Below are 8,537 nucleotides of genomic sequence, written 5' to 3'. Positions count from 1 at the left end.
AAATGGAACATACAATATTACAGTAATTATTGATGATGTAGTTTACAATGTGACTGTTATTGATGGTGTTTGGAGTTTAATAATACCTAATACAAGTGCAGGAATAGCTAATGTTGATATATTTTTCTCTGGAAACAGTAATTACAATGATGCAGCAATAGCTGCTAATTATACTGTTGCTGCGAAGAATCTTGGAACTAAAATCACAATAACTTCAACAAGAAACGGTAATAAAATTACTTACAAAATTACACTCAAAGACAGTGAAGGAAATATATTAGCTAATCAAACTATTAGTTTAGCTATTGCAGGTAAAAATGTGAATGTTAGGACAAATAGTCAAGGGATTGCACAGTACACATTTACTGCAACTAAAGCAGGAAAATACTACGCAAACGCAGCATACAACGGACTAAACACCGAAAACATCATCTATGGCTCTTCCAGTGCAAAATCCAACACTATATCAATCACAAAAACAAGTATAAAAATCTACCTCATCAAAGTAAGTGCTAAAACTGTAAAATATCATGGAAAAAGATACAGAGTTTACTATAAAACCTATTATATTAAAAATTATGGTATTTTAACAGGCTCTAAACTATTCCAAAAATCTTTTAAAGGTTTCACACTAAGCAAAATCAGCAAAACAAGCAACATAAAAACAAACTACAACAAAACCAAAAAAATCCTAAAAACTACTGTCAAAAACCTCGCACATGCAAAAATAGCTAAAATCAAAATAAAATTCTACAAAAGAATAGCATAAAAAAAACCTTTAGCCAATATAAAAGCTAAAAAACCCAAAAAAATTTAAAAAAAGGAGAGGATAAATTAATTTTTTTCCATTATTCTCTCTTACTTTTTTTTGTTAAATTGGATAAGAATCTTTTTTTTAGAATATTATGATGTTTTTTTGGTGATATAGTTGTATATTTCTTTGTATATTGTTGATATAAGCTTGATATTATTTTGAATTTTCTATAATCTTCTGGTTTCGACTTGTTTATATTTTAAATCTTGTTTTTATGGGTAAAAGGTCTTTCAACTATTATTTTTTCTTTATAAGTTTCTTTATTTTCTTTTTTTCTCTATTTTGTATTGAAATTTTGATCTAATAAGCTTTTTTTTTAATGTTTATACTTTAATTGGCATTAATGGATTTAATTTGTTTCCATATCAGCATTATCATGTAAATTTAGAAGGAATTTCATCAAAAGATACATGATTCACTAAATTTTTCATGAAACAGCAAGGATAGTTTCATTGGGATCAAATCTAAAAAATTAGTAGGAATTAGAAAAGTTTGATCAACCTTGTCTTATGTGAACCATAATCTTATCATTAAAAAATTTATTTTAGCTATATGAATAATTTATCAAAAGTAATATCTAATTTTAAGGATTTTAAACAATAAAAATATTAAAATAATTATTTCCTAACTTTTAGATCATAAAACATGTGAGATAGTATAATTTTAATAATAAGAATTATATAAGTAACATAAAGTTAAATCTAGGAAGTGATTTTATTTCATATGTAGAAAATGTTTTAAAGGATTTAAAAAATAAAAATTCAAATCAGCCTGAATTTATTCAAGCAGCAACAGAAATTTTGGAGTCAATTGAGCCAGTTTTTGAAAAACATCCAGAATATGAGAAAAATGCTATTTTAGAAAGGTTTGTTGAGCCTGAAAGAGTTATCATGTTCAGAGTTCCATGGGTTGATGATGATGGTAATATTCAAGTAAATAGGGGCTTTCGAGTTCAGTTTAATAGTGCAGTTGGACCATATAAAGGAGGGCTTCGATTTCATCCTACAGTGAACCTATCTATTATGAAATTCTTAGGATTTGAGCAAATTCTTAAAAATAGTCTCACTGGTATGTCTATTGGTGGAGCTAAAGGAGGTAGTGATTTTGATCCTAAGGGAAAATCTGATGGTGAAGTTATGAGATTCTGTCAAAATTTTATGGGAGAACTATATAAATATATTGGTCCTGATACTGATGTTCCAGCTGGTGATATGGGGGTCGGGGGAAGAGAAGTTGGTTACCTCTTTGGCCAATACAAAAAAATATCTAATATTCATGTAGCTGTATTAACAGGAGCAGGATTAGAATTTGGAGGTTCTCTTGTTCGAAAAGAAGCTACTGGTTATGGTCTTATATATATTGCAGAAGAAGCTTTAAAACACAGAAATGACTCTTTAAAAGGAAAATCAGTAGTTATTTCTGGTTCAGGAAATGTAGCTATTTATGCAGCAGAAAAAGCAATAATGTTAGGGGCTAAGGTAATAGCTATGTGTGATTCATCAGGTTATATTCATGATGAAAATGGTCTGTCTATTCCATTTATAAAAGAAATTAAAGAGATTACTAGAGGAAGAATCTCTGAATATCTAGATTACTTTAAGGAAGAAGAATTAACTACTGAGTTTGTTAAGGGAGGAATTATTTGGAATGTTAAATGTGATATAGCCCTACCTTGTGCAACTCAAAATGAGTTAAGTGAAGAATCAGCAAGAATTATAGTATCCAATGGTACAAAATATGTATTTGAAGGAGCTAATATGCCTTCAACAATAGGGGCTATTAATGTATTTTCGAAAAATAAAATAGTTTTTATTCCAGGCAAAGCTGCAAATGCAGGTGGTGTTGCAACCAGTGCTTTGGAAATGGCTCAACGTAGTTCAAGACAATCTTGGACTTTTGAAGAAGTTGATTCTAGATTAAAAAGAATAATGATATCTATTTATCGAAATATTGATAATGCTGCTAAAGAATATGGTTGTGAAGGTAATTATTTAGCTGGAGCAAATATCACCGGATTCATAAAAGTTGCAAATGCTATGTTGGCTCAAGGTGTAGTATAATTTAAAATTTTAAATAGCTATCATGAATAATCAAAATAATTGATTCTTGATTTGCATAGTTTCTGATTACTATTATCTCTTTTTACTTTTTTACCTTCTTTTGTTCTTTTTTAGGTCTTTTTATTTTTTTTATATTTTTACCTTCTTTTGTTCTTTTTCAGGTCTTTTTTATTTTTTTACTTTTTTCACCTTCTTTTATTTCTTATTAGCTCTTCTTAATTTTTTTTACTTCTTTTCAGCTCTTTTATTTCTTTCACCTCTTTTTTCTCTAGATGATAATCTTTATATATCATAATACACAATAATATGATGTCGGAATAAGGTTGCCGTCTTCCTACTATATTGGAACATGGCTTCTGATATTTTTTGTTATGTATTTTTTAAGGATTAATATAAGTTAAATTGTTTAAGGATTAATGTAAGTTAAATTGTTTAAGGATCAATATAAGTTAAATTATTAAAATTTAGGAGAGAGATCATGGAAGGTATATTAAGCGCAGGAGATACGGCATGGGTACTCATTTCAACTATTTTGGTACTTTTAATGAGTATTCCAGGTATTGCATTTTTTTATGGAGGTTTAGTTAAAAAAAAGAATGTTCTAAATACTATGTTTTTGACTTTAATTGCCTTTGCAGTTGTAACCATAATTTGGACAATATTTGGTTATCAACTAGCTTTTGGGGAGTCGATCATTGGTTTTATTGGATATCCTACTAATCTTTTAATGCATGGTATAGGTGTAAATTCAATAACTGGAACAATTCCAACTATTGTATTTATAGCATTTCAATTGACATTTGCTGGATTAACTGCAGCTCTTATTTCTGGAGCCATTATTGGAAGAATGAAATTTTCTGCATGGATCCTATTTATAGTGGCATGGTTAATTGCAGTTTATATTCCTCTAGTCCATTGGGTATGGGGTGGAGGATGGATGATGGATATGGGAGTAATTGATTTTGCAGGAGGTACAGTTGTTGAAATTTGTTCTGGTATTTCTGCATTGGTATTGGCTTTAATAATTGGAGATCGAAAAGATAAATCTCTTCTCCCTCATAACTTAGGATATACAGTCTTAGGTGCTTCATTCTTATGGTTTGGTTGGATGGGCTTTAATGGTGGTTCAGCTCTTGCAGCTAATGGTCTTGCTGCTTCTGCACTTTTTGTAAGCAATCTTGCAGCTGCAGTGGGTCTTCTTACTTGGGTATGCCTCGATATATTGAAAGAAGGAAAACCAACGGTTCTTGGAGCCCTTTCTGGAGCTATATCTGCTTTAGTTGCAATGACTCCTGCGGCAGGTTTTGTTAACAGCGATGGAGCTTTGGTTATAGGTTTTTTAGCTGCAGTAGTTTCATATATAGCTATTACTTATATTAAACCAAGATTAGGCTTCGATGATGCTTTAGATGTATTTGGTATACACGGTGCTGCTGGTATTTGGGGAACAATAGCTACAGGACTTTTTGCAGTACCTGTTATCAATGAAGCCACAGGTTTCTTTTATGGGAACCCTTCTCAACTTTATATTCAAATAATAGCTACTGTGGCCACTATAATATATGTATTTGTAGTAACCTTTGTCATAGCTAAAGTACTTGATTTGACAATAGGTCTTAGAGTATCAGAAAAAGAAGAAGTAGAAGGTTTAGATACACATATTCATGAAGAGTCTGGATATAGATTTTAGTAAAATAAGGAGGTCTTTAATAAATGGAATAATATTTATAGGTTATGGATTGATTTATTGCAAATCGAATTATTTATAGAATTTAATTAAAATTAAATTTATTATTATTCTTATTTTTATTTTCATTCTTATTTTTTAAAAAAGATTGTATATTTATTTTATTTTCATATATAGAATTTAATTAAAATTAAATTTATTATTATTCTTATTTTTATTTTCATTCTTATTTTTTAAAAAAGATTGTATATTTATTTTATTTTCATAGAATTTAATTAAAATTAACTTTATTATATTGTCCTTTTTATTTTTTTAAAAGATTATATTTTTAATAAGCTATTAAAAGTGAGAATATTTAATAAATTATTAAAAATATAGATATTTCTAAAAAATGAAAAATCATTAAAATATAAAATTTGTCTTACAATATAAATGAAGGAGGTTTTTACTAAATAGAACAATAAATTTTATTCAACAGTTACACATTTAGCTAAATTTTTAGGTTTATCTGGATCTAATCCTCTCTCTATACTTATATAATAAGATAACAGTTGTAGTGGAATAATGTAAACAATAGGGGCCAATATTTCACTTATTTCATCATCAATGCAAAATGAATCGGCTACTTCATATTTAATAAATTCATCATTACATGGTCCAATAGCTATAATTTCAGCACCACGAGCTTTAACTTCTTCTAAATTGCTCATTGTTTTATCATAGCTATCGCCAGGAGGAGCTATAACAACAACAGGAATCTCATTATCAATTAAAGCTAGTGGTCCATGCTTAAGTTCACCTGCAGCATACCCTTCTGCATGGATGTAAGTTATCTCTTTTAATTTCAAGGCTCCTTCTAAAGCTGTTGGATAGGATAATCCTCGACCAATGAAAAAGAAATCTCTAGCATCTTTATATTTTTTAGCTATTTCTATTATTTTACTCTCATTTTCTAATACTCCTTCTATGAAACTCGGAACTTTTTTTAAGCTATCTAACAGTTCTTTATTCTGTGCTAAGATAGCTGCAAATAAATAAATACAAACTAATTGACTAATATATGTTTTTGTAGCTGCAACTCCTTTTTCTGGTCCTGCTTTTGTATAAATTACATAATCAGCTTCACGTGTAGCTGAACTTCCCAGTACATTTACAATAGCTATTGTTTTAGAAGTTTCATTGGCTTTTTTCAAAGCTTTTAAAGTATCAGCCGTTTCACCAGATTGAGTAATGAATATCACAAGAGTATTTTCATTTAAAGCATTAGCTGAATATCTGAATTCAGAAGCCAGAACAACATCGGTTGGAATACCTGCCATTGATTCAATAAGATATTTTCCAGTGAGTGAAGCATGATATGAGGTACCACATGCTACAAAACAAATTCTATTGATGTTATCAAGATCTGAAATTATTTCTTTGATGTTATCCTTTTCAATCAAAGTATTTTTAATAGCTATATTTTGCTCATGAATCTCTTTAAGCATGAAATAATCATAACCTTCTTTTTCAGCCATATCTGAAGTCCAATTAATAATATTTACTTCTTTATCTAGTATATTTCTTTTGGAATCTTTTACTGTAACTCCTTCTTCATTTAAAATTACTATTTCTCCATTATCAATATAAATAATCTTATTTGTGTAATTTAAAATAGCTGGTGCATCAGAAGCTATAAAATATTCATTATCTCCAACACCAACAATCAAAGGACTGTCTTTTCTAGCAGAAATAATCTCATTTGGATTATTTTTAGAAATTGCACCAATGGCATAAGATCCTCTTATAATTGTTAATGTTTCCATAAGAGCTTCCTCTAAATCAAGTCCAGAACTCATGTATTTTTCGATTAAATGTGGAATGACTTCAGTGTCGGTTTGAGATTTAAATACATGTCCTTCTTTTTCAAGAGATTCTCTAATATCTCCATAATTTTCAATAATACCATTATGAACAACAGCTATGTTTTCATTTTCATCTAAATGAGGATGTGAATTTTCTTTATTTGGAATTCCATGAGTTGCCCATCTAACGTGAGCTATTCCAGCGTCTCCAAGCATATTGGATAAATCTATTTTTTCATCAACTTCTTTAATTTGACCAGAACCTTTTTTAACATGAATTCCATTATCATCAAGAGTAGCTATTCCTACAGAGTCATATCCTCTGTATTCGAGCTTAGTGATACAATCTAAAAGAACTGGAGCTGCTTTTTTATTTTTTAATATACATCCAACAATTCCACACATATTCTTACCTTTCATAAATTAAATCAATTTAACATGTTTCATTATTAATGATAGTTTTTAAGCTATCTTTGTTAGTAAATATAATTCGTAAAAATAGGATATTAGTAAAACTAAGATATAAAACTCAGTAACCTCATTTTCTAATATCTAATCATATTTTAGATTTTATATAATTTTTTACTATCTTTTATATGTTCTTTAGTTTTAGATTTTATTTAAGATATTAATTTCATTATCTTTTTTTATTATCATAATTCATAAAAATGCCCAGAAAATTATAAAAATCATTATAAAAATATAAAATTATAAAAAACTAATTCTTTTTTCTAAATTTAGCAATATTAATAAGATATTATTATTCTATAAAATCTTATCAAATTAAGATATAATTATATCTTATTAGAGTTATTATATTATAATATATAAGTAAAATTAAATATATATAGTTATCTAGATTTAAAATATTTTTATAAGGAGATTTTTATAAGTTGAGTATTTTGATTTGTATTTGAAATTTTTTTATAATATGAAAATTTTATTAATATGAAAATATTTATTTATAGTTTAGATATTTTTATAATATGAATTTATTTATTGAAAGAATTATCTTAATTTAATCATTAACCAGAATAAAATAAAAACTAAAGTAAGAACATAAATTACTGAAGATGAGTGCTAAAATGAATGATTCTAAAAAATTGATGTATGCTGGTAAAGCTAAAGACATTTACGAAGCTGAAGATGATGATAAAGTCATAGTTATTTTTAGAGACGATATAACTGCAGGAGATGGAGAAAAAAAAGCTAATTTTCAAGGAAAAGGAAATTGTAACTCTTTAATTTCATCTAAATTATTTGAAGTGTTAGAAGAGAATGGCATACCTACACATTATCTTGATTTGATTGAAACAGGGTCTGTTCTCTCTAAAAAACTTCAAATGATACCTTTAGAAGTAATAGCTAGAAATATTGCTACTGGGAGTCTTTTAAAAAGATTCCCTTTCGAAAAAAATCAAAAATTAGATCCTCCAATTATTCAGATGGATTATAAAAATGATGAATACCATGATCCTATGTTAAATGATGAAATAACAATTGCATTAGGCATAGCAACACAAGAAGATTTAGATGAAATTAGAAAAATCACATTGAAAATAAATAACATTTTAAGTGAATTCTTGAAAGAAAAAGGAATACTTTTAGTTGATTTCAAACTTGAATTTGGAAAAGATAGTGAAGGAAATATTATTTTAGGGGATGAAATTAGTCCTGATACATGTAGGTATTGGGATATTAAAACTTTGGAAACATTAGACAAAGATTCTTTCAGACAAGGCCAAGAAAATGTCATGGACATCTATGAGCAAGTTTGTGCCATGATTGTAGATGAAAAAGATATTGAAAGATGGGAAATTTAATAGTTAAATAATAAAATTTAATGTGATACTATGATATTTAATGTTGAAGTCAAAATTTCATTAAAAAAAGGAATGTTAAATCCTGAAAGCTCAACTATAGAAAGAGCTTTGGATTTATTAGGTTATAAAGTAAAAAATACTGATACTATTGATATTATAACTTTTCAAATGGATGAAGAAAATGAAGGAAAAGTTTTAGAAGAAGTTGAAGACATGTGTCAAAGATTACTCTGTAACCCTGTAATTCATGATTATGAAATAGTTATAAGGAATTAGAGTTAAATAATAGAGGATATTAATAAGATTGTA

The 8,537-nt window shown here is 27.8% G+C and carries 6 protein-coding genes; 5 read left to right on the top strand and 1 reads right to left on the bottom strand.

Annotated elements, in window-relative coordinates; genetic code table 11:
• The 3 genes from MBCUT_RS05585 to MBCUT_RS05575 form a co-directional block, all read left to right on the top strand.
• On the top strand, positions 1–769 hold a 769-nt coding region (locus MBCUT_RS05585; protein WP_157082503.1), incomplete at its 5' end, for an Ig-like domain-containing protein.
• 725 nt (positions 770–1,494) lie between these two features.
• On the top strand, positions 1,495–2,874 hold the full coding sequence (gdhA, locus tag MBCUT_RS05580; protein WP_449288493.1) for an NADP-specific glutamate dehydrogenase: 1,380 nt from the start codon (positions 1,495–1,497) through the stop codon (positions 2,872–2,874).
• A gap of 478 nt (positions 2,875–3,352) precedes the next feature.
• Complete coding sequence (locus MBCUT_RS05575; protein ID WP_067259701.1) at positions 3,353–4,564, top strand: ammonium transporter; 1,212 nt, start codon at positions 3,353–3,355, stop codon at positions 4,562–4,564.
• A gap of 464 nt (positions 4,565–5,028) precedes the next feature.
• Here the strand turns inward: MBCUT_RS05575 and glmS are convergent, their stop codons facing one another.
• Positions 5,029–6,810: a glutamine--fructose-6-phosphate transaminase (isomerizing) gene (glmS, locus tag MBCUT_RS05570; protein WP_067259700.1), complete on the bottom strand. Its 1,782-nt coding sequence runs from the start codon at positions 6,808–6,810 to the stop codon at positions 5,029–5,031.
• A 680-nt stretch (positions 6,811–7,490) separates the two neighbouring features.
• Here glmS and purC point away from each other — a divergent pair.
• On the top strand, positions 7,491–8,228 hold the full coding sequence (purC, locus tag MBCUT_RS05565) for a phosphoribosylaminoimidazolesuccinocarboxamide synthase (protein ID WP_067259699.1): 738 nt from the start codon (positions 7,491–7,493) through the stop codon (positions 8,226–8,228).
• Positions 8,229–8,258: 30 nt separating this feature from the next.
• On the top strand, positions 8,259–8,504 hold the full coding sequence (purS, locus tag MBCUT_RS05560; protein ID WP_067259698.1) for a phosphoribosylformylglycinamidine synthase subunit PurS: 246 nt from the start codon (positions 8,259–8,261) through the stop codon (positions 8,502–8,504).
• The last annotated feature ends 33 nt before the right edge of the window (positions 8,505–8,537 follow it).

It is taken from the genome of Methanobrevibacter cuticularis (genome assembly GCF_001639285.1).
Taxonomy (GTDB): Archaea; Methanobacteriota; Methanobacteria; order Methanobacteriales; family Methanobacteriaceae; genus Methanobaculum; species Methanobaculum cuticulare.
Note: the sequence above shows the minus strand (reverse complement) of the source record. Positions and strands in the feature narration are given on the sequence as shown.